Raw genomic sequence first — 24,007 nt, forward strand, 5'->3', positions numbered from 1 at the left:
CACCCAGTCAGTCAACGTGACAGTGCCGGACTCCCGGTTCGCGCTGTGGAAGAACGAAGCCGACCTCACCGACCGTCAGGCCGCCAAGCTCACTTGGATCGCCGCGACCGACCCCCGCCTCCACCGCGCCTACCGCCTCAAGGAAGCTCTGCGGGCCGTGTTCACCCTGGCCAAGACCCGTCCCATCGCGGCGCTACAGGCTCTGGACCGGTGGATCGGCTGGGCCCGCCGCTGCCGCATCCCCGCCTTCGTCGACCTCCAACGCCGCGTCCGCCGTCACCGCGAGGCGATCCGCGCGGCTCTGCTGACGGGCATGAGCAACGGCCTGGTCGAGTCGACGAACACCAAGACCCGACTGATCATCCGCCGCGGCTTCGGCTTCCACAGCGCGGACGCGATCATCGCCCTCGTCATGCTCACCCTCGCCGGGGAACGTCCCACCCTCCCCGGCCGCCAACCCGCCACAGAGTGACCCACTCATCCGGCAGGAGAGCCCGATTTGACGGCTGCGATGTTGTGGCGCGGTGGATCGGGCCCTCGGTGTGTGTCAGCGGCCGGCCACTGCCGCCCCGGCGGTGTGCCACGATCTCGGCCGCGATCGACACGGCTGTCTCCTCCGGTGTGCGCGCGCCGAGGGCAAGGCCGATTGGCGAGTGCAGCCGTGCCAGCTCCGCCTCGGTGACACCGGACTCCCGGAGCAGCCCCAGCCGTTGCAGGTGGGTCCGACGCGAACCCATCGCGCCGATGTAGGCGATCGGGAGCCGCAACGCCCGCTGCAGCAATGGGATGTCGAACTTGGCGTCGTGGGTGAGCGCGCAGATCACGGTGCGGCCGTCCAATGCCTGTGACTCCAAGTAGCGGTGCGGCCAGTCGGCGACCACTTCATCCGCTTCCGGAAAGCGTGCCGGAGTCACGAAGAGGGGGCGCGCATCGCACACGGTCACGTGGTAGCCGAGGTATTTGCCGATCCGTACGAGTGCCGCGGCGAAGTCGATGGCGCCGAAGACCAACATACGAGGCGTTGGAGCGATCGATTCCACCAACAGCGTCAGTGGCTCACCGCACCGGCTGCCTCGGGCACCGATCTCGATCGTGCCCGTACGCCCTGTGTCCAGGAACACAGTGGCCTCGGCACGCGCCGTCGCTTCCAGGGCTGGATCGCCGAAGCCGCCCGCACAAGAGCCGTCTGCCCGTACGAACAGCGCCCCGCCCATCAGGTCGGCCGGCCCGCGGACGACCCTGGCCACTGCCACCGCATCTGCCGCAGCTGCGGTGGCCAGGGCCCCCACCAGCTCCGCGCGCTCGGTGGGGATGACCGGCTGTACGAAGATGTCCAGCACTCCGCCGCAGGTCAGGCCGACCGCGAAGGCATCCTCGTCCGAGTAGCCGAACCGCTGGAGCGTGCAGGTGGCGGACGCCAGTGCTTCACGGCAGAGGTCGTACACGGCCGCCTCCACGCATCCTCCTGACACGCTCCCGATGACGGCGCCGTCGACGTCGACGGCCAGCGCCGCGCCCGGTTGCCTGGGAGCGCTGCCGTGGACCGCGACCACGGTCGCGACAGCGAAGGCCCGCCCCTGCTCGCACCAGCGCGACAACTGGTCAGCGATGTCCAGCACGATGCTCCTTTCCGTGTTCGGCGGCGCCCTGCGCTTTTCGCGCGTTCACCGCGATGACTTCGCGGATACGGCGGAGGGAGCCACAGCGGCAGACGACTCGGCGTGGCCCGGGTCGCCGTTCTCGTGGCCGCCGGAGTTACCTGACCTCGGCGATGGTGGCCATGACTCGTCCGGTCCGGCCGCCGCACCGTGCGACGCCGCGTACCAGGCATGCTTCCCGCGGCGGGCGCAGGGTCTTGCCGGCCGTGGGACGAGGCCCTTGACGGTGGTCACCACGTGCAGGGTCGCCTGCGAGAGCTGACTCAGGTGCCGCGTCATGCCCTGTGCGGCGCACACTCGGGCAGGGCGGGTCACATGTGCGCAGCGCCCGCCTTGATCGCTTCCCGAATGCGGTTGTAGGTACCGCAGCGGCAGATGTTGCGGATCTCGTCGAGGTCGGAGTCGCTGATCTCATGACCGGCAGCCTGTGCCTGCCTGACCTTGGCGACCGCCGCCATGATCTGCCCGGGTTGGCAGTAGCCGCACTGCGCCACGTCGTATTCCAGCCAGGCCTCCTGCATCGGGTGCAGGTCCTTGCCGACCGTGTCGGGCAGGCCTTCGATCGTGGTGATCTCGTCCTCCGGCCCTACGTCCTTGACCTTCACCGAGCAAGGATTGAAGGCCTTGCCGTTGAAGTGGGACGTGCAGGCCTTGCAGACATTGATGCCACAGCCGTACTTCGGCCCGGTGACGTCCAGTACGTCACGCAGGACCCACAGCAGTCGAAGGTTGTCATCGACGTCGACGGTGACGCGCTTGCCGTTGAGGATGAAGGTGTGCGTGCTCATGGTGCGCTCCTCAGTAGGTGTGGCTCAGGCCGTCGGACGGTGACTCGGGAACGGGTGGGATGAAGGGCTTGACCTCGAAGGACACCGTGCCGTGGTTGATCGGGAACAGGGTGGGCATCGTGCCGGTCGCACGGGCGTAGGCGCCCGCGACCGCGGCGACGGACGCGGCCACTCCGGCTTCGCCGGCGCCACCGGGTTGCTCGGAGTCGGAGGGCATCACGATGCACTCGAAGTCAGAGGGGACGTTCCACTGCCGGGTGTAGAAGTAGTTGTCCCAGCTGGCTTCGAGGAAGTGCCCGTCGCGCAGGTGCAGGCTGCTGGTGAGGGCGAGCGCGATCCCGTCCGAGACACCACCCAGCATCTGGGCCTCCAGGCCCTGGGGGTTGATCACCAGTCCGGCGTCCACGGCGATCACGGCCTTGGTCACCCGGGGCCCGGTGACCGCGTTGTAGATTTTGCGGTTCACGGTCTCGGGTCGACAGTCGATTTCGACGAGCACCGCGGTCGCGCCCTTGTACTCGCTGTGGATCGCGATGCCCTGCGCCGTCCCGGCGGGCATCGTCCTGCCCCACTTGCCCACGTCAGCGACCTTCTGGAGCACCGCTTTGACCCTGTCGTTCTTGAGGAACGCAAGCCGGAATGCCAGCGGATCCCTGCCCATCTTCCGGGCGAGCTGATCGACCACCAGTTCATTGGCACACGCCACATCGGGCGAGTAGATGTTGCGCATGCTCCCGGTGTTGAAGCGCGCGTCGGTCTCGTTGAGCAGCTGGGTGACGACGCCGAAGTTGTAGGGGAGTTCCTGCGTTAGCGTGAAGATGGTCTCGGAGAACCCCAGCGCGCCGAGCCCGGTGGGCAGCCTGTCGGCCGTCGCCGTGATCATCTCGCCGAGTCCGTGGCTGAAGTCGGTGACCACACTGGTATGCCGCTGTTCGAAGGTCAGCACTTGCCCGGCCAGGTACGTGGCCCGGATCCGCGAGGTCACCATGGGGTGTACCCGCCCTTGTCGAGGCTCGTCGGCGCGATGCCACATCAGCTTGACCGGCTTGCCCATCGCCTTGGAGATCTTGGCGGCCTCGATGGCGGGGTCAGCGAAGAGCTTGTGTCCGAACGACCCTCCGCCGGTGACGACGTTGACGGTGACCGCGTTCTGCGGCAGGCCGACGGCCTTGGCGATGTCCGCCTGCGCCACGATCGGCACCTTCAGTCCCGCCCACACGGTCGCGCGGTCCGACCGGACGTCGGCGATCGCACAGTTCGGCTCGAGCGCCGCGCTGCTGCGGAACATGAAGGTGAAGTCCGCCTCCACCGTGCCCGCCAGCAGAGGGACCTTCGGGATCGCCAGCGGCAGTTCGGCCTTTCTCAGCCGGGCCAGGATCGTCTCGTCGGACTCGCCCGCGACCGGGCCCGGGTTCCACTCCACGTCGAGGGCACGCACCGCGTCGATGCACTGCCCGAATGCCTCCGCGCGAACAGCGACTCCCGTGTCGACCATCGCCACATCCGTTACGCCCGGCATGGCAAGCACCGTGGCTCGGTTGCGTACCGACTTCGGCGAGCCGTTCAGAGTGGGCGGGCGGCAGACCATGGTCGGCAGCGCGTCCGGCACGTGAAGGTCCAGCGTGAACTTCTTCCGCCCGGTGACCGCAAGTTGGGCGTCCTCCCGCCGGTAGGGCTTGCCGATCACCGAGAAGCTTGAAGTGGCCTTGAGCTCGACCTCCACCGCCTTGACGGTGCGGCTGGCTGCCTTGGTGGCCAGAGAGCCGTAGGTCATTGATGACCCGTCTGGCGTGAAGATCACCCCTTCCTTGGACTTCAGCAGCGCCACTGCCGAGCCGAGCTCGATCGCCGCGGCTTCCAGCAGCGCCTTCCTGGCGATGGCTGCGGCGACTCGTACAGGTGTGAAGGTCGAGACCGTGGTGTTCGATCCGCCGGTGAGCTGGTTGAGCATCAACTCGGCGCGGGCCGGCGCCAAGGCCACGTGCACCTTGTCGACTGGCAGGTCGAGCTCCTCGGCGATGATCATCGCTGTCGAGGTGGTGATTCCCTGGCCGACCTCCATCCGCGGAAGCTCGAACGAAGCGGTGCCGTCCTCGTTGATCACGATCTTGATCAGCGCGGATGTGGGGAGCGCGGCGTCGGTCTGCAGATCCTCGAGGTCGTACAGCTCCGGGATCTGGGGTGCTGAGGGCACCGCGGCGTAGGCAGGGGTGCCCAGCCCGAGGTCGGCGGCCACGGCAAGCGTGGCTCCACCCAGCACATAGCCGATGAACGCGCGGCGGCCGACCCCCGCGCGCTCACCACGTCCAGTGGTGCGGCCACTCCTGGCAGGGACGTCGGTCATCGGCCATTCCTTTCTTGTTCCCAGTCGTCCGCTCTCGAGATCGGCAGACAGTTGCGTTCCCGGGAGCAACGCGGCAGGGAGCACTGGGCACAACCAGTTGTCGGCTCACCATCGGCGAGCGGATCAGAGCCTAGAACCGCATAAAGTCCTGGTCACTGGGCCGAGCACCAGCGAAGCGGGGCAGCCGATTGTGCGTGAGCACAATGGAAAGCCGGTATTCGCACGAGGAGAGAGTGGAATGAGGAGACAGTGAAAAAGGACAGTGAAAGGGGACTGTGAAAGGAGACAGTCAGAGGCCTGTCAGCGCCGGGGGTGCCTCAGTCCGCCAGTTCCCGGGCCACCGGAAGACGCGCCGCGCCTGCCTTCGGCGTGATCGCCGGGGCGCGTCCGCGCGTACCGGTGTCCAGGCCAGCCGAGCCTCATTCAGGGAGGGAGCCCAGTCGCACGGCCTGCAGGGCAACGTAGAGCTCCGCGCAGGAGCCCGCGTCGCTGGTTCGCCGGCCGGTCAGTTCGGTGATCCTGCGCAGCCGGTACAGGACGGTGTTGCGGTGGCAGTGCAGGTGCTCGGCGGCCCGTGTGGTCGAGCCGCCGTTGGCGAACCAGACGCCCAAGGTGTCGAGCAGGACGGCTCGTTCCGCCGCCGGCAGGGTGAGCAGCGGCCCGAAGACCGTACGGGCCACCTCGGAAGCGGCGTCCGGTGAGGCCGCCGCAAGCAGGGCTATCGGCGAGCTCCCGTAGACATGCGTGCCGGAGGCCCCGGGCGGCAGGCACTGGGCCGCCAGTTGGGCCTCCCGCCGAGCGTTCGGCGCGTCCATGGGCGAGGCGAAGGGCCGGCTGATGCCCACGCGGGAGAGCGCGATGCCGCCGAGACGCTCCTCCACCGCGACGACCAGATGCTCGTTCGGCAGAGCGAGGAGGCCGAGCAGGCTGCCTGCCCGGTGGATCCACTCGCCGTCGATGTCGACCGCCCGCAGCCGTCCCTCGACCGTCGGCAGAAGGCCGACGCCGTCGTTGTTCTCGGCGCACACCACCAGGAACGGTCCTCTGAGGTCCAGCCGCAGGACCCGCATGGCCTCCCAGGCCCTGGAGCTGTTCCCTGCGGTGCCGTCGAGCAGCGTGGTGAGCATGATGCTCCGTGCGGAGGCATCGTGGCATGCCTGTTCCTCCACCGCGGCGCGGTAGGCCTCGGCAGCGGCGCTGGAGCACTCGTCGATGATCAACCAGATGTCCGAGGCCCTGTGCAGCAGCCAGGCGGCGCTCTCCTTGGCGAGGGCCATCGCCAGCAGCCGGTCCCAGACGAACCGCCCGCCGAGGCGGAAGGCATGCAGCAGAGCGGCCAGCGGAATGCCTTGTTCGGCCTTGAGTCGGCCCGCCGCACGCGGGGCGTCCATGTTGGTGGGCACACCCCCGTTTCTCAAGGCTGTCAGTAGCGTGCGCAGGTTGTCGTGCACGGGGGCGCGCAACTGCTCGTGGCTCAGCAGCATGCCCTCGGCGTACGAGCGCTCGCCGTTGAGGATCTCGGCGGTCAGTTCGTCGGTCAGTGAGTCCACCGAGACCAAGAGCCGGTCGAGCAGATCGGTCATGCACGCGTCAGCGCCCAGCGGCATGGTCATGCGCGGATGATAGACGCACGCGATTGTGTGCGGGCACAAAGCGTGCGGCATTATGGGCTTGATCCGGTGCTGTCGTTTGCGGTACCGGTTGAGCCCCCGCCCGGCGGCGAGGTAACCGGCGGAGGTGGTGGCGATGTTCTCGATGCCTAGGTCGACCCCGATGAAGCCGTCCGGCTCGTACTGCTCGGCCTCGGGCACGTCACAGGTGGCGACAAGGTAGAACACGCCGTCGCGCTCGATCAGGTCGGATTCGCCCTGCCGGTGTGCCTAGAGCATCTTGAGCGCGTCGGCGGAGCAGACGAAGCGGATGTTCTTGACCCGGCCGTCCACGGTCCAGATGGACACGGTCCGCTGGTCGTACTGCCAGCTCAGGCACCGGTCGTCATACGGCTGGGCGGCCTCGGGTCGAAAGGTGATGGGTGCAGATCTTCTGAGGGTGCGTACAAGACCGGCGTGACCTGCGCAGTCACACATCCGTCTGTCCTGTGGGGCGCCTCGAGCAGGCGGCGTCCGTGCTGGTCGGCGCGACTCGTCACCACAGCTCGGATGTTCCGGTGCCGAAATGACAGGGCGCGAGCCCTCCCTGATCAGCCACCAACGACGAACCTGCTGGGCACAGGCCTATGACCAACCCTCAGAAGATCTACACCCATCGCCTTTTCCTCAGCCCGGCCGTCGTCCGTATCCAACCCGGGGCGGCGGCAGGCCAGTTCGAGAAGCAATCCGACTAGGCGCCGGTGGCGCGTAGCGAGCGGGGCAGGCCGAAGCGGGGGAGCAGGCCGTTGTCGACGAAGCGGGTCAGCGCCGAGACGCGGTGGCCGGACAGGGTGAGGACGAGCAGACCGTGGGCGTGCGCGATCGGCGTCCTCGGATCGACGAGGTAAACGCCGTACGCGGGCTGGCCGTTGGCGTGCGTGGGCACCAGCCGGAAGCGGCGGCCGTCGCGCAGCGCGACCGTCCTCAGGAAGTGGCCGATGGCCTCCAGTCCCTGGTACTCGTACGGCAGCGGCGGCATCGTCAGCCACGCGTCGTCGGTGAGCAGGGCGAGGATCGCGTCGACGTCGGCGCGTTCGAAGGCGAGGGAGAAGTCGTCAACGAGCTTGCGCTCGCGGGGTGAGTACGGCAGCTCCGTCTCGGCGTGGGCGTGCGCGGGCAGCCGGGTCGCGAGCGTGGCGCGGGCCCGTTTCAGCGCGCTGGTGACCGAGTCGACGCTGGTGTCGAGCATTGCGGCGACCTCGGCCGCGCGGAAACCGAGCACGTCCCGCAGGACCAGCACCGCCCGCTGCCGGGGCGGCAGGTGCTGCAGCGCGACGAGGAACGCCAGGGAGACCGCCTCCTTGGTCTCGTAATGGGCCTCCGGGCCGGGTGCGGCGTCCGGCAGCCCGGCGAGCAGCACGTCCGGATAGGGCTCCAGCCAGCTGGGGTCGCCGCGGCGGGTGGGTTCGGGCAACGGAACCTCCAAGCGGTAAGCCCAGCCCTCGCCGGGCCGGCGGCTGCCGTCCCGCAGCGCGTTCAGGCAGCGGTTGGTCGCGATCCGGTACAGCCAGGAGCGCAGCGACGACCGCTCCTCGAACCCGTCGAGCCCGCGCCAGGCCGCGAGCAGGGTCTCCTGCAGCAGGTCCTCGGCGTCCTGCACCGAGCCGAGGATGCGGTAGCAGTGCACCTGCAGCTCGCGCCGGTAGGGCTCGGTGAGCTCACGGAACGCCTGCCCGTCGCCCGCCCGCGCCCGCTCCAGCGTGAGCGTCGACATGGGCATCGGCATCGGCGTCTCCTCGCTCGGCATTACGTCGCCTCCCAGGCTCCGGTTCGTCGACGGTTTGGGCAATTCGAGTCCGTCGACAGTTATGACACCCACGGCGGCCGAAACTGGTCGCCGCATCCCGACCGTCCGCGCAATCCACAGCCGATCGCAGAATCCGCGACCGTTCGCCGCCCAGTTTCCGGACCACCCCGTGTCTCCACCACCGACAGCACGACTGCAGACACACGGCGACGGGAGCACCAGTGAACAGCAACGAGAAGTCCGTCACAGCGGCGCAGCGGTGGACGCTCGCGCTGGCGTCGGTGGGTTCGTTCATGGTCGTCCTCGACCTGCTGGTGGTGGCCACGGCGCTGACCGCGATCCAGCGCGACCTGCATGCGTCGATCGAGGACCTGGAGTGGACGATCAACGCCTACACCCTCAGTTTCGCGGCCCTGTTGATGACCGCGTCGTCGCTCGGCGACCGCTTCGGTCGCAGGCGGCTGTTCGTCGCCGGGCTCACCCTATTCGCCGTGGCGTCGGCCGCATGCGCGCTGGCCCCCAGTACCGGCACCCTGATCGCGGCACGCGCCGTCCAGGGCATCGGCGCGGCGACCGTCATGCCGCTCGCCCTGACCCTGCTGAACGCCGCGTTCCCGCCCGAGCGGCGCGGCTGGGCGCTCGGCATCTACGGCAGCGTCACCGGCCTCGCTGTGCTGCTCGGCCCGGTCCTGGGCGGCGTGATCACCGAGGGACTGGCCTGGCAGTGGATCTTCTGGCTGAACGTACCGGTCGGCCTGGCCGCGATCCCCTTCGTGCTCGCCCGGATCAAGGAGGGCTTCGGCCAGGGCACGGCGGTGGACTTCCCGGGCCTGCTGCTCTTCACCCTGCCCGCGTTCGGGCTCGTCTGGGGCCTGGTCCGGGCGGATGCGGCGGGCTGGGGCAGCGTGGAGGTGACGGGCGCGCTGGCCGGGGGAGCGGTCCTGGTCGTTGTCTTCCTGGTGTGGCAGTCCCGGGCCCGTACGCCGATGCTGCCGCTGCGGCTGTTCCGCTCCCGGGCGTTCTCGGCGGGCAACGCAGTGATGTTCCTGCTCAGCGGCTCGATGTCCGCCTCGGTGTTCTTCATCGCCCAGTATCAGCAAGTCACCCTGGGCCAGGGCCCGTTGGGCGCCGGTCTGCGGCTGCTCCCGTGGGGCACCTTCGTGGTCCTGCTCGCCTCGCGCACCGGAGCACTCGCCGACCGCTGGGGCGAACGCTCTCTCGTCGTCGCCGGCCTCGCCCTGCAGACCATCGGCACGGCCTGGATCGCCCTGATCGCCGCCCCGCACCTCTCGTACACGACCCAGGTCATCCCGCTGAGCCTCGCGGGCATCGGCTTCGCCCTGGCGATCCCCGCCGTCACCAAAGCGGTGGTCAGCACCAGCACACCCACCGACATCGGCAAGGCCTCCGGCGCCTACAGCACGATGCGACAGCTCGGCGGAGCCTTCGGCGTCGCGATCACCGCCGCGGTCTTCGCCGCCACCGGTGGCTACACCTCCGCTGCGGCCTTCAGCGACGGCTTCGGAGCGGCAATGGCGGTGGCCGCCGGCCTCGGCGTCGCCGCAACGCTGGCGGGCACCTTGCTGCCGCCCCCGCGGCGACCGGCTCTGCGCGCCCCGACGGGAGCACCGGCCGACGCAGACCGGGTGGACATCTCGTAACCGGCGGCCGCAGGGGCGCGGTTCAACAGATGCCGAAGGGGCTCGGTCGAGCCCCTTCAAACTGCCGGAGGACCTGCGCAGGTGAACCGCCCGCCCGGTCCTGGCGAACTGCGAGCAGGCCCTGGGCAGGCCTTCTTGGTCTCCTGGTAATGGGGTGTCCTGCGGACTGTTATGCAGCCGCCGGGACGGAGACCGTGCTACTGGCCGGGGAGCAACGCCTGCTGCATGCAGCACGGCCCCGGGCGGTCGTGCGCGTGGGTGGTGCTGGCCGGTGAGGATTCGGTTGACGTCGAGGTTGCCAGTGAAGAACTGCGAGGTGGTCGGCGGAGCCGCCGTGCCACTCGATCACGAGGAAGGTGGCGTCGTCGCTGGTGTGCCCCCCCCGTTCCCTCCGGTCAGTACAACAGTCGCATTTTTCGTCAGTAGTTATCTGCCTTCATCAGTCTTTATCATGATTGCGTGAAGCTTTCCGAGTGGGCGGCGCGCAACGGCGTGCATTACCAGACCGCGTGGGCCTGGGCGAAGGAGGGCCGTATGCCGGTCCCTGTCGTGCAGACGCCGTCCGGTATGTGGCTGGTCGAAGAGTCTGCTCCCGAGGTCGTTGGGAGGACGGTGGCGTACTGCCGTGTTTCGTCCGGCGACCAGAAGGCGGATCTTGACCGGCAGGTCTCCCATGTCGTCCAGGGAGCCATCGGGCTGGGGCTCGCCGTTGCCGAGGTTGTGACCGAGGTCGGGTCGGGACTGAACGGGAATCGGCGCAAGCTGCACCGTGTCCTGTCGGACCCGGCCGTTGCCGTCATCGTCGTGGAGCATCGCGACCGGCTGGCCCGTTTCGGTGTCGAGCATCTGGAATCGGCACTGTCGGCTTCCGGCCGGCGTCTGGTGGTGCTCGATCCGCAGGAGACGACCAGCGACCTGGTCCGGGACATCACTGAAGTCCTCACCTCGACGTGTGCCCGGCTGTATGGGCAGCGAGCGGCGAAGAACCGGGCCGCACGCGCTATCGCCGAGGCCACCGCTCCGGCGGCGGAGACGACCGGGTGAGCGGGGCGGAGCCTGCCGGGAGCGGGAAGAAGAAGCGCCGGGGGTTCGAGGCGCGGCCCGGCTTCCACGTCGTGGGCCACAGGCTCGCCCTCGACCCCAGCGCGTCCGCCCTGCAGGCTCTGGCCTCGCATTGCGGGGCGGCGCGGGTCGCCTACAACTGGGCGGTGCGGCATGTGCTGGCGAGTTGGTCGCAGCGCGCAGCGGAGGAGACCTACGGCGTTCCCGAGGCAGAGCGCGTTGCGTGGCGGTCGTGGTCGCTGCCGTCGTTGCGGAAAGCGTTCAACGAGGCCAAACACAACGACCCGTTCCTGCGGGAGTGGTGGGCGCAGAACTCGAAGGAGGCCTACAACACCGGCCTCGCGAACGCTGCCGCCGCGTTCGACAACTACGTCAAGTCCCGGCGCGGCGAGCGCAAGGGCGCCCGGATGGGCAGACCCCGTTTCAAGCCGAAGCGGAAGACTCGTCCGGCGTGCAAGTTCACCACCGGCACCATCCGCCTCGATGACCGGCGGCATATCGTCCTGCCCCGCCTCGGCCGGATCCGCCTCCACGAGGACGTCCAGCCCCTCGTGGACGCGATCGCCGAAGGGTGCAGATCCAATCAGGGTTCCAAGGTCCACGAGCAGGCCGTTTCTTCAGCGCAGCAGGCCAGCGACGTGGGGCGGCCCCTCAAAGGATCTGCACCCATCGCCGAAGGCGGGACGCGGATTCTGTCGGTGACGGTGCGGTCCGAGCGGGGCCGCTGGTTCGCGGTCCTGCAGACCGAGGAACGCCACACCATCGCCCCTGCCGGCCGCCCCGGCACGGCAGTCGGGATCGACCTCGGCGTCAAGGCTCTCCTCGTCATGGCGGACTCGGCCGGCGAGGTCCGCGAGGTCGCGAACCCCAAACACTACGACCAGGCACTCACGCAGCTCCGGAAGGCCTCCCGGACCGTCTCCCGCCGACGCGGCCCCAACCGGCGCACCGGACAGGCCCCGTCCCGTCGCTGGGAGAAAGCCAACGCGGTCCCCAGAAGCTCATCTGCAGAAACATCACGAACAGGGACACTGTGCTGTGTCCTCTGGGAGAGCGCCTGGGCCGAGTTCGTGCCCTTCCTCTCCTTCGACGTCGAGATCCGCAAGGTCATCTGCTCGACGAACGCGATTGAGTCCGTGAACGCCCGCATACGCAAGGCCGTCCTCGAGTTCCAGTGGTTGTCGCAACACCGCAGCACCACGATGGTGCCGAGCCGGCCCGCACGCAGGGCGGCAGACACTCAGCGCCAGCCGAGCTCCGGTGCTACGTGGGTGAGGATGCTCTCCAGTACATGGGCGTTGTAGTCGACACCGAGCTGGTTCGGGATGGTCAGCAACAGGGTGTCCGCGGCTTGGATGGCCTCGTCTTCCTGGAGTTGCTTCACCAGTACGTCCGGCTCGGCGGCGTACGAGCGTCCGAAGATCGCCCGGGTCGTGTCGTCGATCATGCCGAGCTGGTCCCGCGAGTTGCGGTCGTGGCCGAAGTAGGCCCGGTCCAGGTCGTTGGTCAGGGCGAAGACGCTGCGGCTGACCGACACACGCGGTTCTCGTGTGTGGCCTGCCGCCTTGTACGCCTCGCGGTACGCCTCGATCTGCTTGCGCTGCTGGACGTGCAACGGCTCGCCCGTCTCGTCGTCCTTCAGTGTGGAACTCTGCAGGTTCATCCCCAGCTTCGCGGCCCAGACGGCGGTCGCGTTCGAGCCGGAGCCCCACCAGATCCGCTCGCGCAGCCCCTCGGAGTGCGGCTCGATGCGCAGCAGCCCCGGCGGGTTGGGGAACATGGGCCGCGGGTTCGGCTTCGCGAAGCCCTCGCCGTCGAGCACCTTGAGGAAGGTCTCGGTGTGTCGGCGGGCCATGTCCGTGCCGGTCTCGCCCTCCGCGGGGGTGTTACCGAAGTATCGCCAGCCGTCGATCACCTGTTCCGGTGATCCGCGGCTGATGCCGAGTTGCAGCCGGCCGCCGGAGATGAGGTCGGCAGCGCCGGCATCCTCGGCCATGTACAGCGGGTTCTCATAGCGCATGTCGATCACGCCGGTGCCGATCTCGATCTTCGAGGTCCGTGCACCGATGGCCGCGAGCAGCGGGAACGGGCTGGCCGCCTGCCGCGCGAAGTGGTGCACCCTGAAGTACGCACCGTCCACGCCGAGCTCCTGCGCAGCGACCGCCAGGTCGATGGACTGGTGCAGGAAGTCGGCCGCGGACCGGGTCTTGGAGTGCGCACTTGGCGACCAGTGGCCGAACGAGAGGAAACCTATCTTCTTCACTCGAGGTCAAACCATCCGGCGGCCGCGTTTGATTCCCCGCGTCGGCACGGTGCGACCAAGCCGAACGGTCGGTGCGGCCATCGGGATCCCCCTCAGGGGTGCGACTGCCGGTTCCGCGCACTGCTGGCCATGTGACCGCACCGGCGCGCCCGCCTGCCCATGGCACGCTCCCGCCGGTGCGCTGAATCCGCGGACCCCGGCCCCCGACCCGAGCCACCGCAGTCACCTGCCCCCGGGCCGCCCGCGTGGAACGGCGCCGGGACCCACGCGGGCGCCCACGTGGCGACGCTTTTTGGGGCGGCGTGCTCAGATGTGTGCCACCAGCACGTACCACCCGCCAAGCGATCACCCAGCTCAACCAGCTCGGCTACACCGTCACCCTCAACCCGAGGGAGGCCGCAACTCCCTGACAAGCAGCCCGGATACCCTGCGGCCCTCCGCGACCGCCGGGCACCCCGCCCTGCCCACCTTCACCCTGACCTGCTGCTATTTACGCGTCAGGCATGGTCGCTCGGGGTGCGGGGAGGCATGCGTCGTCTTGTGTCCGCTTCGTGGTCGAGGGGCGCGCGGTGACGTCGGTGCTGGGAATGCTGGAGCAGCGGGAGGTGGCTGCCCGGGTGCGGGTGGAGGGTCTGCGGGAGGAAGCCACGCGGTGGCTGAGGTGCTGGAGGCCGCGGAAATCGAGCTGGACCGGCGGGTGATCGCGCGGGAGGAGCTGGTCGAGGCGTTGGCAGCTTCCCCGGCCGGGACGACTGCCGAGGCCGAGGCTGAGCGGGAAACGGCGCCCTCACAGGTGCCGGTGCCGGGCTCGACGGTGCCAGGTAGGGCCTGTGTCCGCGGTTTTCCGCGGACACAGGCCCTACCTGGCACGGGTTCGTACGAGACCGATCAGCTGTTGGCGTTGAGGACGGGGTAGTAGCCGGAGGCGTGGCCGGTGGCGGTGGGGTGGTAGGACTCCCAGCTGGGCGAGACCACCAGGGAGTGCAGCCAGTCGTCGCCGGAGCACAGTTCGTGGCCGTTGAAGGCGGAGCGGACGTCACCGAAGACGAAGCCGTGGGCGGCGGCCCGGCTGGAGATGACGCTGTCGAGGACGTCCGAGGCCTCGTCGATCTTGCGGTGCTTGGTGTCGCTGAGCCCGACGCAGAAGACGCCGAGCGTGTACACGTGCGGGTAGCCGAGGACGACGACCTTGGCGTTGGGCGCCTTGGCGCGGATCGCGTTGTAGGTGGCGTCGAGGCGGGCGGGAAGCGTGTTCTGGGCGTAGCTCTCGGCCTGGTTGACGCGGTTGACGCAGTCGGTGTCCGAACCGGTCACGCACGTGGTCATGACGTCGGAGAAGCCCGCGTCATTGCCGCCGATGGTGAGGGAGACCACTCCGGTGGAGGAGTTCAGGGGGCCGAGCTGGGAGTTCGTCACGTCCGTGGTCACCGCACCCGAGCAGGACGTGTCGGCGAACGCGGACGGGGCGTGGGCGTTCTTCCACAGATAGGGGTAGGCGCTGAAGCTGCGGTGGCAGTTACCGCTCGCACTGTCGTAGTTGCCGGCGCCGTTGCCGGCGGCGTACGAGTCTCCCAGCGCGACATAGGACGGCCCGGCGGCCTGTGCCGGAACGGTCAGCGCGAAGCTGAGCAGTGTCGCGAAGCCCAGCGTGGCAAGGGCTGACAGGGACTTGGTGGGTCTCACGGAACCTCCCGGAGTAGTGAACCGGCTGCCGGGGGGGGGGGCAGCAGGCAGCAACGCGTAGAAGGGCGCGCGCATGACAAAGGGGGTTTCTTGACCGGACTCCGCGTGCGCGCCCCGGCGGTGCGGGGGCGCGGGCGGGTTGAACGTGAACGGCCGCCGCGCTGAGGTGGAGTGAGACTGAGGCGGGCTGCCTGGGCCTCATCGAGCGCACGGCGAAGGCGCGTTCGGCGAAGCGTGCGGTCGGGGGTCTGGGACTATCAGTACGCGCAGACGCCTTACGTACTCAGCGTCTCGGCCACCAGTTGGAAGAAGGCCGTACCGTCCCCGGTGCAGTTGCGGCTGTCATCGGAGGTCGGGTCGACCGTGCAGGAATTCGAGCCGACCGTGTTGGTGTCGTCGGACAGGGAACCGCCGAAGTCGCCCGGCTCGGCACGGACATCGGGCTGGGGAAGGGCGCGGACCATCGCGCCGTTGTCCGGGGTGATGTCCGTGTCGGCGCCGTCGCGGCGGTGGACGATGCCGGGGTGGGGGATGCCGGCGCTGCCGCGGCGGACGGTGCCGCAGTCGTCGGCGGGGCAGCCGGCTTGGCAGGCGGGTCCGGTGTGAGCGCTGGAACCGGTCTCGCGGTACCCCCTCGGGTGGCCCGGGATGCGGTGGCCCGCGGTCGGCGAGGAGTGGAAGCTGCTGCGGACGTCGAAGCCGGCGCAGCGGCGCCGACTGCCGTCGATGCGCGAGGCGGTGCCGCGATTGCGCGGCGTCGTGAAGGTGCCGCTCACGCGCTTGCCGGTGACCGTGTCGTCGTGGGAGGCGGAGGTGGAGGTGGACGTGAGTGTGGCGGGTTCCGGGTGCGAGCCGTTGGTGCCGGCGCTCACCGCGAGCGAGCTGCCCCTAGGGTCAACCGCCCAGGTGCCTGGCATGCCGATGACATCACCGGCCGAGGCGGGTTGGGCGCAGCCGTGCCTGCCGAGCTCCGGCGCGCCGGCGGCCTCGCCGTCATCCTGCGCGGCCCTGTGCGTCGTGACGTCGGCGGCTGTGGTCTTGGCCCTGGTGTCGTAGCGCCAATCGGCGGTCGAGGTGGCGGGGGACTTGGTGAGGCTGGCTGCGGCCGACGGCGAGGTCTTCGCCGAAGAGGCGGTCGGGGCGGCGGCCATCGTGCGGGCCGCCGTCGTGAAGAAGCCGGACGCCATGGCGGTGAGCCTGGCGCGTCTCGCGGTGCTGGATGTCGTGATCCGCACACGGTCCTCCTGCGCGGGGGGAGGTGTTGGTGCCGGTCAGGGGTACGAGATGAGAGTCCGCCGATGGGTTAAATCGGCGTGCTCCTGACAAATTCAATGCTGGATTATTCCGAGGCGGTCGGCAAGCAGTCGGCGGCAAGAATTTACGCGCGTCACATTGGGCGCGTACCTGCCCCCCAGATGGCTCCAAGCGCTGCCGTCGACAAGGAACTTGGCGTCGCCATGCGGTCGCCGTGACACGCGCGGCCTTGCCCCGCGAACAGGCGGGACGTCTCGATCGACAGCACGTTTGCGCTCGCGGATGCCCGAGCAGCGCACGAACGAACGCGCCGCCCGAGGGCACATCCAGGGCAAGATCGTGCTCACGGTCGCTTAGGAACCAGCCGTTTCACCGACGCGTCCGGCGCCCGTCCGCGGAGCACCGGCGGCCATCGGGACGCCGACGCCGAAGAGCTTGAGGCGCGTCTGGCGACCAGGCGGCCGCGATGCTCGCTGCGGCGAACCGGCGTGACATGAGCCGCGCGCCGCCTTGCGACCGACCGCTCCACCGTCAGGACGCCGGACCGCTGCCGACGACGACGGTGATGCGCCGGCCAGGGCGCTGTCACGTTGTTGGGTGTGTGGGTGGTCTGACGGTGCGTCGGGGCATGGTGGGCCGGCCGTCCGGGCGGTGTTCAGGCCGTGGTGGGCCGGCCGGCAGCGCCGGTGATCTGGTCCCAGATGGCGAAGCGGATGGTCATTTCGGCGCGGTGCTGGGTGGCGGTCATCAGGTGGCGGTGGGGTCGGAAGTGGGGTGAGATGCCGCTGAAGGCGGACAGGAAGCGCTGGGCCGCGCCGACGCTGCGGAAGCCTTTCATCGCGTGTTCCCTCTGGCGGGTGGGCTGGTGGCTGTTCTCCGCCCGGTTGTTCAGGTACTTCGACTGCCGGTGCTCGACCGAGGGCATGACCTCGCGTTGGGCGGCGCCGTAGGAGCGGAGCCTGTCCGTGACGACCACCCGGGGCACCGTACGGGCCTTCTTCATCAGGCGGCGGAAGAACCGCCTGGCCGCGGCAGTATTCCAGCGGTCCTGCACGAGGATGTCCAGGACGTTGCCGTCCTGGTCGACGGCCCGCCACAGGTACTTCAACTCGCCGTTGATCTTGATGAAAACCTCGTCCAAGTGCCATTTGTCGCCGGGCTGGGGCCGGCGGCGGCGCAGTCCATTCGCGTAGGTCTGGCCGAACTTGGCGCACCAGCGGCGCACGGTCTCGTAGGAGACGAGGACACCGCGCTCCAGCATCAGCTCCTCGACCTCGCGGAAGCTGAGCGGGAACCGGAAGTACAGCCACACACAGTGGGAAATCACCTCGACCGGGTACCGGTGCCCCTTGTACGACGGCGACGCACTCACCACGGACGACCCCTCCCAGCACGATCAACCACAAGATCATCCCACCCAGTCAGTCAACGTGACAGTGCCCGTCCGGTGGGCGACGGAGGTGTTCGGAGTGCTGTCCACGTCGTCACCACGGTGCGTGCCCTGTCCCGGTGCGCAGACCCGCACGCCGCCCCGGGTGCGGTACTCACCATGGTGGACGCAGCGAAGCCGCCCCGGCGTATCTTCCCCGCCAAGGGCCCTCTTGACCTGATACGCGAGGTCTACGATGCGCGCATCACCGAGTTGGCGACGAGGACGTCATCTCCCGTGCACCACACGGGTGGTGGCCGGCAGTCACGGAGGCAGCTGGACATGCAACCCCTCGACCCGCCCACGGACGAGGAACTCACCCGCAGGGCCCAGGCCGGTGAGACCGCGGCCCTCGGGCTGCTGCTCGCCCGCCATCAGGCGCCGATGCGCGCGGTGGCGCTGAGTCTGCTCGGCTTCGGCCCCGACGCCGACGACGCGGTCCAGGACGCGGCGTTGACCGCCCTGCGGCGCATCGGCGACGTGCGGGATCCCGCGGCCGTGGGGGCGTGGCTGAGGGCGGTCGTGCGCAACGCCGCCCGCATGCGACTGCGCGCGACAAAGGAGACACCGGGTCTCGACGGCCTCGACCACGTGCACCTTCGCGACCACGAGCCCTCTCACCCCGAGCGGTTCATCGAGCAGCACGCGATGCGTGACTGGATCTGGGACGCGGTGGAGGAACTGCCGCAGCAGCTCCGCCTGGTGCTGATGCTGCGGCACTTCAGCGGCATCGCCTCCTACCAGGAGATCGCCGCCGCGTGCGAGGTACCGGTCGGCACGGTGCGCAGCCGGCTCAACCAGGCCAGGGCGAAAATGGCCCAGGTGCTGTTGTCGACCGCCACCGAAGCGCACGACGACGCCTCCTCGCTCACCGAGGAGAGCCGGCACGAGGCCGTGGCGACTCTGCGGGCGTCCGAGCGCGGCCCCCTGCCCCGGGAGATATCCGAGTTGTGGCCCGCCGAGACCGAACTGGTCGGCATACTCAACCCGCAGGGAGAACGGACCCATCCCACCCCGGTCATGCGACAGACCCTGGAAGCGGGAGTACGCCAGCACGTGCGTCATGTGGTGGCCAGTCGCTCCATCACCATCTGGGAAATGGACGTCACCAACCCCGTGGGCGCCCTCAACCCCTGCCCGTCGACCCTGGCCTGGCTCATGTTCCGCCGTGACGGACGAGTCCAGCGGCTCCGGGTGGTCTTTCCCCAGCCGTCGCGGTGAGGACCGTGCGCGGCGGACGGCGGCGGGGCTCCGGATCCGTGTGACCTCCGGCCCTCCTCGGTCACCGCACCGTTCTTCAGGACCGTGTGCGGGTCCTGCCGCGGCCTGACAACTTCCTGATATTCGCACGTCATGTTGGATGCGTGTCCCGGTCGCGACCGTGAATTCCTCGCGCGCGGCTTCGCGCCACCGTGCCGCACCGCGTCGGCACCGTGCCGTTCGCGCCGGGATCGGCTTCGCCGACTCGGTGGGACACACCACTCGACGCGAAAGACGGAGTCCCCATGCACCACACCCGCCCGGCCGCGGCCCTTGCCGTCCTGTCGATGTCGGCCTGCCTGCTGGCCGGTTGCAGCACCGGACCCGAAGGCGACAGCGGTCGTGCACAGGCGTCCCCTGTCGCGGCCCGAGCCGCGGACACGCCGCACATACGCCTGAACGCCGCCGACGGACAGAAGCATGTCTCCGTCAGGCGCGGCGGCCGTGTCACGGTCGCGGCCGGGAAGATCACCAAGGTGTCCCTGGCCACCGCGAACGGTCGCGTCGTCCATGGTGCCGTCTCCTCGAGTGGCAGGACCTGGGCGCCCGATGCCGTCCTCGACCACGACACCGCCTACCGGTTGACGGTGGTGGCCGCCGGGGCCGGGGGCCGCGAGGCGACGAAGGAGATCGCGTTCACCACGGTCGCCGCGTCCGACCGCTTCACCGGCACGTTCACCCCGGGCGGCGGATCCACGGTCGGAGTGGGGATGCCCGTCTCGTTCACCTTCGACAAGGCGATCACCGACAGGAAGGCCGTGGAGTCCGCCATCGAGGTCAGCTCCAGCAGTGGACAGGCCGTCGTCGGCCACTGGTTCGGCCCGCGGCGCCTCGACTTCCGTCCGCGGCAGTACTGGAAGGCCCACTCCGTCATCACCGTCGGAATCCACCTCGACGGAGTCAAGGGTGCCAAGGGCGCGTACGGCGAACAGGACAGGACGGTCCGCTTCACCGTAGGCCGCGGTCAGGTCTCCACCGTGGACGCCTCCGCGCACCGGATGACGGTCGTCCGGGACGGCAAGCCCCTGAGGACGTTGCTCATCACGGCGGGCGCCCCGAACTCGACCACGTGGAACGGCCAGATGGTGATATCGGAGAAGCTGACCAGCACCCGGATGGACGGAGCCACCGTCGGGTTCGCCGGTCAGTACGACATCCCCGACGTCCCGCACGCCATGCGCCTGTCCACCTCGGGCACGTTCGTCCACGGCAACTACTGGGGCCCCGACTCGGTGTTCGGGCACTCCAACATCAGCCACGGTTGTGTCGGACTCAACGATGTCAAGGGCGGCGGCGACTCCCACCAGGACGGCGCCTGGTTCTTCGACAACTCCCTCGTCGGCGACGTGGTCGTGGTGCGGAACTCCGACGACCGGACCATCGCCCCGGACAACGGCCTCAACGGCTGGAACATGTCGTGGGACCAGTGGAAGGCGGGCTCCGCGCGCTGACACGGAGGCCGGACACGCAGCCCCTCCTGGCGCACCGGGTCCACGAGAACGTTGGGGAAGACAAGGCTCTGGTGCGGTCGGCCCGGCGTGGGGACCGTGCCGCCGGGGTCGTCGGCGATGCGGAAGCCCTCGCCCTGCTCCCTGGGCCCACGCGGTGGCGGCGTTCCGCATCCTGATCGCCACGGCCGGGGACGGGCGGCGCTCGCACGTCGTCCGGCCGCGGTCGACGACCACGGCGCCGGACACCCCGAACGGTGATCCCGAGCGCGAAGATCGTCCGGAGGGTCCGGAACTGCTGTTTTTGCGGCGTTCACCACGAAGCCACGCCTGTGTCCCTGGGGCCTGAATGAGTGGTTCCGCTCAGTGAGTCACTCGGAGGCACCGGAGGGCTGCCCCATGACCGGGATCGAACCCGAGTCCACCATCAACCGCCGTCGTTTTCTTTTCGCCTCGGGCGCCGTCGCGGCGGCCGGAGCGGCAGGATCGGCCGGAGCGTTCCTGCCCCGGCAACGCCGTCCCGACGCCGTGGAGCCCGCCGTACGCGCCGTCGCTCAGCGGCCCGCGCCGCACGCGACGACCACCCTGGAGACAACGGCGCGCCTCGGCGGAGCCCCGCACACCGGCACCTACCGGCGGCTGGAGTCCGGCCCGGGCTGGCCCATGGTCGTACGGGAGGAGATCGCTCCACCCCGCGCCGGGCGCGCGGACCGGCGTACTCCGCTCGCGTGCTTCGTGCAGTTCACCGACCTGCATATCGCCGATGTGCAGAACCCGCTGCGCACGGAGTTCCTGCGCTCTCGCACGCCCACCGCGTGGCGTGCCCAGGAGGCACTGACCGTCGCGGGCGCCGTCGCGCTCGTGGAGAAGGTCAACGCGCTCGGCGCCGGCCCGCACTCGGGACTGCCACCGGCGTTCGTGATGACCACGGGCGACAACATCGACAACAACTCCGCCATCGAGCTGGAGTGGTTCCTCACGCTGATGAACGGCGGACGGATCACCCCCAACACTGGGGACCCCAAGACGTACGAAGGCGTCCAGAACTCCGGGATTCCGCTGTACTGGCACCCGGGCGACCCGGCGCTGCGCGACTTCGACAAGCGGCGCGGACTGCCGCTGATACCCGGCTTCCTCGAAGCCGCGACCCGCCCCCTGACCAGCCCGGGCCTGCGGATCCCCTGGTACTCCACGGTCGGCAACCACGACGACCTGCCCGGCGGCTGCCTGTCGCCCGCGCTCGGTGACTTCGCCGTCGGTTCCCGCAAACTGCTGTCGGTCCCCGACACGGACGCGGCCGCCTACGCCAAGGCGCTCGGTTCGGGTGACGATCCCAAGAGCGAGGTGCTCACGGCGATCCTGAAAAGGCACGCCACCTCCGCGCGGACGGTGACGCCGGACGAGCGGCGCCGCCTGTTCACCCCGCACGACTATCTGGCCGCGCATCTCGATCCCGACCGCGCCGGTGCCGGGCCGGTGGGCCACGGCTACACACCGGACCACCTCGACGGCGACCGCATGTACTACACGTTCCAGGTCGCGGAGAACGTCATCGGGATCAGCATCGACACGACGTATCGCAGCGGCCACTACGAGGGGTCACTCGGCGATGACCAGATGCGCTGGCTGGAACAGACCCTGGCCGCGCACAGCTCCCGGTCCTACGACGCGGACGGCCGCCTCGTCCGCCGTCCCGGAGCCGACGACGCCCACATCCTGGTCTTCAGCCACCACCACAGCCCGAGCATGACCCGCCGCCCCGACGCCGCCCGTACGGACGAACCGCGCCACGACGGCGCCGAGGTCATCGCCCTGCTCAGCCGCTTCCCGAACGTGGTCGCGTGGATCAACGGTCACAGCCACGTCAACCGGATCACCCCCCACCCGCACGCGACGGCCGCCCGCTCCTTCTGGGAGGTCAACACCGCCTCGCACGTCGACTATCCGCACCACGCCCGGCTGTTCGAACTGGTCGACAACAAGGACGGGACGCTGTCCCTGTTCACCACGCTCGTCGAGTCGGCCGCCCCGCACCGCACGGCACCGGACTTCGACGATCTCTCGGCGGTCGGCCTCGCGTCGCTGTACCGGGAGATCGCCTACAACGCCCCCGGACTCGCCGACAGTATGCGGGCGGGCGTCCAGGAGGGATGGGCGGGCGGAGCGGGCGACCGCAACACCGAGTTGCTGAAGGTCCTCCCGTGACGCCTGCGGGCAAGGTCTCACGCACCTCGGCCGTGCCGTAGGACCTCCGGGGTCCACCGCGGCTTGTCTGACGAATCGCCTGTTGGCGTACAGATTTCTCAAGCTTGTTTGTTCGGTCGCCGATGCATCCGCAGCAAGGACTTTCCGAGGAAGGGTTGAACGCTGTGACGTCAGCATCGGTGCGACAGTCGCTGGACCTGCTCACGGTCGCCGTCGACGATCTGCGGGCCGGCCGACCGGTCATCGTGGTCGACGACGTGGACCGGGAGAACGAAGGTGACCTGGTCATGGCGGCCGAGTTCGCGACCGCCGAGACCATGGGCTTCTTCGTCCGCTGGACCAGCGGGCTCATCTGCGCGCCCATGGCCCCCGAGGTCGCCGACCGGCTGGAACTGCCACTGATGGTCCCGTCCGCTCCGGGCGTCGATACGACAACCGGAACGGCAGCCGACACGACAATCGAAACGACCGCCTACACCGTTTCCGTGGATGCGGTCGGGGTCGGCTCCGGGATCTCCGCCGCCGACCGCGCCCTGACCGTGCGGACACTGGCCGACCCCGGCACCCGGCCCGACCGGCTGATCCGTCCCGGGCATGTGTTTCCACTGCGGGCCCGCCCCGGAGGCGTCGCCGAACGGCGTGGACACACCGAGGCCGGCGTCGATCTGCTGCGCCTGGCCGGGTTGTCGCCCGTCGCGGTGATCAGCGAGGTCTGCGAGGACGACGGTTCGGTCGCCGGCGCCGACCGGCTGCGTGCCTTCGCCGACGAGCACGGTCTCACGCTGGTCTCGATCGAGCAGTTGGCGAACCGGCTGCGGCCCTCGGGCACGGCGACGGCGTGAACCGCGTGCTCCGAGCGACGGTCTTCGACCTGGACGACACGCTGATCGACACCGGGGACGCCTGGGCGCGGGTGTGCGCGGGCTTCGCGGCCCGACACGGTCACCACTGGCGCGCCGAGGACACCGCCGCGCTGCACGGCAACGGGAGCTGGGCGTCGTACGTCGCCGGCCTGTGCGGCGGTGCGGTAGGCGCCGCCGAGGTGGTCGAAGCCTGTGCTGCCGCGATGGTCGACGAATGCGCGGCAGGACGTGTGCGGGCGCTGCCCGGGGCGGTGGAGCTGGTCCTCGAAGCCGGACGGCATGGGCCGGTCGGGGTGGCCACGGCGAGTCCGCGCCGCTTCGTCCTGGCGGCCCTCGAAGGGCTGGGCCTGCTGGCGGGGCTGCGTGCCGTCGTGTGCGGCGAGGACGTGGTCCGGGTCAAACCCGCGCCGGATCCGTACCTGCGCGCGGCGGCCGAGGTCGGCGTCCCGCCGTCCGGTTGTCTGGCGGTCGAGGACTCGCCGAACGGCATCCGGTCCGCGGCCGCCGCCGGCATGTGTGTCCTGGCCGTCCCGCGCGGGGGCATGGCACTGCCGGCCGAGATCGCCCACCTGCCCGCGGCGCGGGCACACGGCGCGGCAGAGGCCCTGCCGCTGCTGACCCGGCTGCTCGCGCCCCGGCCCGAGCTGTTGATCAATGAAGGCGCTCGGTGACGACGCCAGGCGCCCAGGCGCT

16 protein-coding genes and 3 pseudogenes are annotated in these 24,007 nt (G+C 69.5%); 9 read left to right on the forward strand and 10 right to left on the reverse strand.

Features of this window, described 5'->3' with window-relative positions; all coding sequences use genetic code 11:
* Positions 1-31: 31 nt before the first annotated feature.
* Positions 32-472, forward strand: a pseudogene (locus HEP85_RS42430) (transposase); the annotation flags it as partial.
* Here the strand turns inward: HEP85_RS42430 and HEP85_RS42435 are convergent.
* The 6 genes and pseudogenes from HEP85_RS42435 to HEP85_RS42460 all read right to left on the reverse strand — a co-directional run bounded on the left by HEP85_RS42435 (position 417) and on the right by HEP85_RS42460 (position 8,165).
* Positions 417-1,619, reverse strand: a complete 1,203-nt coding sequence (locus HEP85_RS42435) for an XdhC family protein (protein ID WP_168532767.1) — start codon at positions 1,617-1,619, stop codon at positions 417-419. The pseudogene HEP85_RS42430 and the gene HEP85_RS42435 overlap by 56 nt on opposite strands.
* A 350-nt stretch (positions 1,620-1,969) precedes the next feature.
* Positions 1,970-2,446, reverse strand: coding sequence for a (2Fe-2S)-binding protein (locus HEP85_RS42440; protein ID WP_168532769.1), 477 nt, complete (start codon positions 2,444-2,446; stop codon positions 1,970-1,972).
* Positions 2,447-2,456: 10 nt separating this feature from the next.
* Complete coding sequence (locus HEP85_RS42445; protein ID WP_168532771.1) at positions 2,457-4,790, reverse strand: molybdopterin cofactor-binding domain-containing protein; 2,334 nt, start codon at positions 4,788-4,790, stop codon at positions 2,457-2,459.
* Between the two features lie 419 nt (positions 4,791-5,209).
* On the reverse strand, positions 5,210-6,454 hold the full coding sequence (locus HEP85_RS42450) for a helix-turn-helix domain-containing protein (protein WP_348772515.1): 1,245 nt from the start codon (positions 6,452-6,454) through the stop codon (positions 5,210-5,212).
* Positions 6,455-6,460: 6 nt separating this feature from the next.
* Positions 6,461-6,829: pseudogene (locus HEP85_RS42455) on the reverse strand (RNA-guided endonuclease TnpB family protein); the annotation flags it as partial.
* 301 nt (positions 6,830-7,130) lie between these two features.
* Positions 7,131-8,165 (reverse strand): sigma-70 family RNA polymerase sigma factor, encoded by a 1,035-nt coding sequence (locus HEP85_RS42460; RefSeq protein WP_248002391.1) that lies wholly within the window; start codon positions 8,163-8,165, stop codon positions 7,131-7,133.
* A gap of 242 nt (positions 8,166-8,407) precedes the next feature.
* Between HEP85_RS42460 and HEP85_RS42465 the strand changes: the two genes are divergently transcribed.
* The 3 genes and pseudogenes from HEP85_RS42465 to HEP85_RS42475 all read left to right on the forward strand — a co-directional run.
* Positions 8,408-9,847, forward strand: coding sequence for an MFS transporter (locus tag HEP85_RS42465; RefSeq protein WP_248002392.1), 1,440 nt, complete (start codon positions 8,408-8,410; stop codon positions 9,845-9,847).
* Positions 9,848-10,306: 459 nt separating this feature from the next.
* Positions 10,307-10,891 carry an IS607 family transposase gene (locus HEP85_RS42470; RefSeq protein ID WP_168532773.1) on the forward strand — a complete coding sequence of 195 codons (585 nt, stop codon included), beginning with the start codon at positions 10,307-10,309 and terminating at the stop codon, positions 10,889-10,891.
* Positions 10,888-12,066 (forward strand): annotated as a pseudogene (locus HEP85_RS42475) (transposase); the annotation flags it as partial. The gene HEP85_RS42470 and the pseudogene HEP85_RS42475, both read left to right, overlap by 4 nt.
* Positions 12,067-12,149: 83 nt before the next feature.
* Here HEP85_RS42475 and HEP85_RS42480 read toward each other — a convergent pair.
* The 4 genes from HEP85_RS42480 to HEP85_RS42495 form a co-directional block, all read right to left on the reverse strand.
* Complete coding sequence (locus HEP85_RS42480; RefSeq protein WP_168532777.1) at positions 12,150-13,172, reverse strand: LLM class flavin-dependent oxidoreductase; 1,023 nt, start codon at positions 13,170-13,172, stop codon at positions 12,150-12,152.
* Positions 13,173-14,060: 888 nt separating this feature from the next.
* Positions 14,061-14,804 (reverse strand): SGNH/GDSL hydrolase family protein, encoded by a 744-nt coding sequence (locus HEP85_RS42485; RefSeq protein ID WP_329295349.1) that lies wholly within the window; start codon positions 14,802-14,804, stop codon positions 14,061-14,063.
* 326 nt (positions 14,805-15,130) lie between these two features.
* Positions 15,131-16,090, reverse strand: coding sequence for a hypothetical protein (locus tag HEP85_RS42490; RefSeq protein ID WP_168532779.1), 960 nt, complete (start codon positions 16,088-16,090; stop codon positions 15,131-15,133).
* Positions 16,091-16,764: 674 nt separating this feature from the next.
* Entirely contained in the window at positions 16,765-17,484 is a 720-nt protein-coding gene (locus tag HEP85_RS42495) for an IS6 family transposase (protein ID WP_365770306.1), read from the reverse strand.
* Between the two features lie 174 nt (positions 17,485-17,658).
* Here HEP85_RS42495 and HEP85_RS42500 point away from each other — a divergent pair, with 174 nt between their 5' ends.
* The 5 genes from HEP85_RS42500 (at position 17,659) to HEP85_RS42520 (ending at position 23,985) form a co-directional block, all read left to right on the forward strand.
* Positions 17,659-18,759 carry a sigma-70 family RNA polymerase sigma factor gene (locus HEP85_RS42500; RefSeq protein ID WP_348772485.1) on the forward strand — a complete coding sequence of 367 codons (1,101 nt, stop codon included), beginning with the start codon at positions 17,659-17,661 and terminating at the stop codon, positions 18,757-18,759.
* Between the two features lie 284 nt (positions 18,760-19,043).
* Positions 19,044-20,249 carry an Ig-like domain-containing protein gene (locus HEP85_RS42505; protein WP_168532781.1) on the forward strand — a complete coding sequence of 402 codons (1,206 nt, stop codon included), beginning with the start codon at positions 19,044-19,046 and terminating at the stop codon, positions 20,247-20,249.
* Between the two features lie 396 nt (positions 20,250-20,645).
* Positions 20,646-22,451: a TIGR03767 family metallophosphoesterase gene (locus HEP85_RS42510; RefSeq protein WP_168532783.1), complete on the forward strand. Its 1,806-nt coding sequence runs from the start codon at positions 20,646-20,648 to the stop codon at positions 22,449-22,451.
* Positions 22,452-22,615: 164 nt separating this feature from the next.
* On the forward strand, positions 22,616-23,293 hold the full coding sequence (gene ribB / locus HEP85_RS42515) for a 3,4-dihydroxy-2-butanone-4-phosphate synthase (RefSeq protein WP_248002393.1): 678 nt from the start codon (positions 22,616-22,618) through the stop codon (positions 23,291-23,293).
* Positions 23,290-23,985, forward strand: coding sequence for an HAD family phosphatase (locus HEP85_RS42520; protein ID WP_329294324.1), 696 nt, complete (start codon positions 23,290-23,292; stop codon positions 23,983-23,985). Before ribB ends, HEP85_RS42520 begins: the two co-directional genes overlap by 4 nt.
* Positions 23,986-24,007: the final 22 nt, after the last annotated feature.

The sequence above is a fragment of the Streptomyces sp. RPA4-2 genome (assembly GCF_012273515.2).
GTDB lineage: Bacteria > Actinomycetota > Actinomycetes > Streptomycetales > Streptomycetaceae > Streptomyces > Streptomyces kaempferi.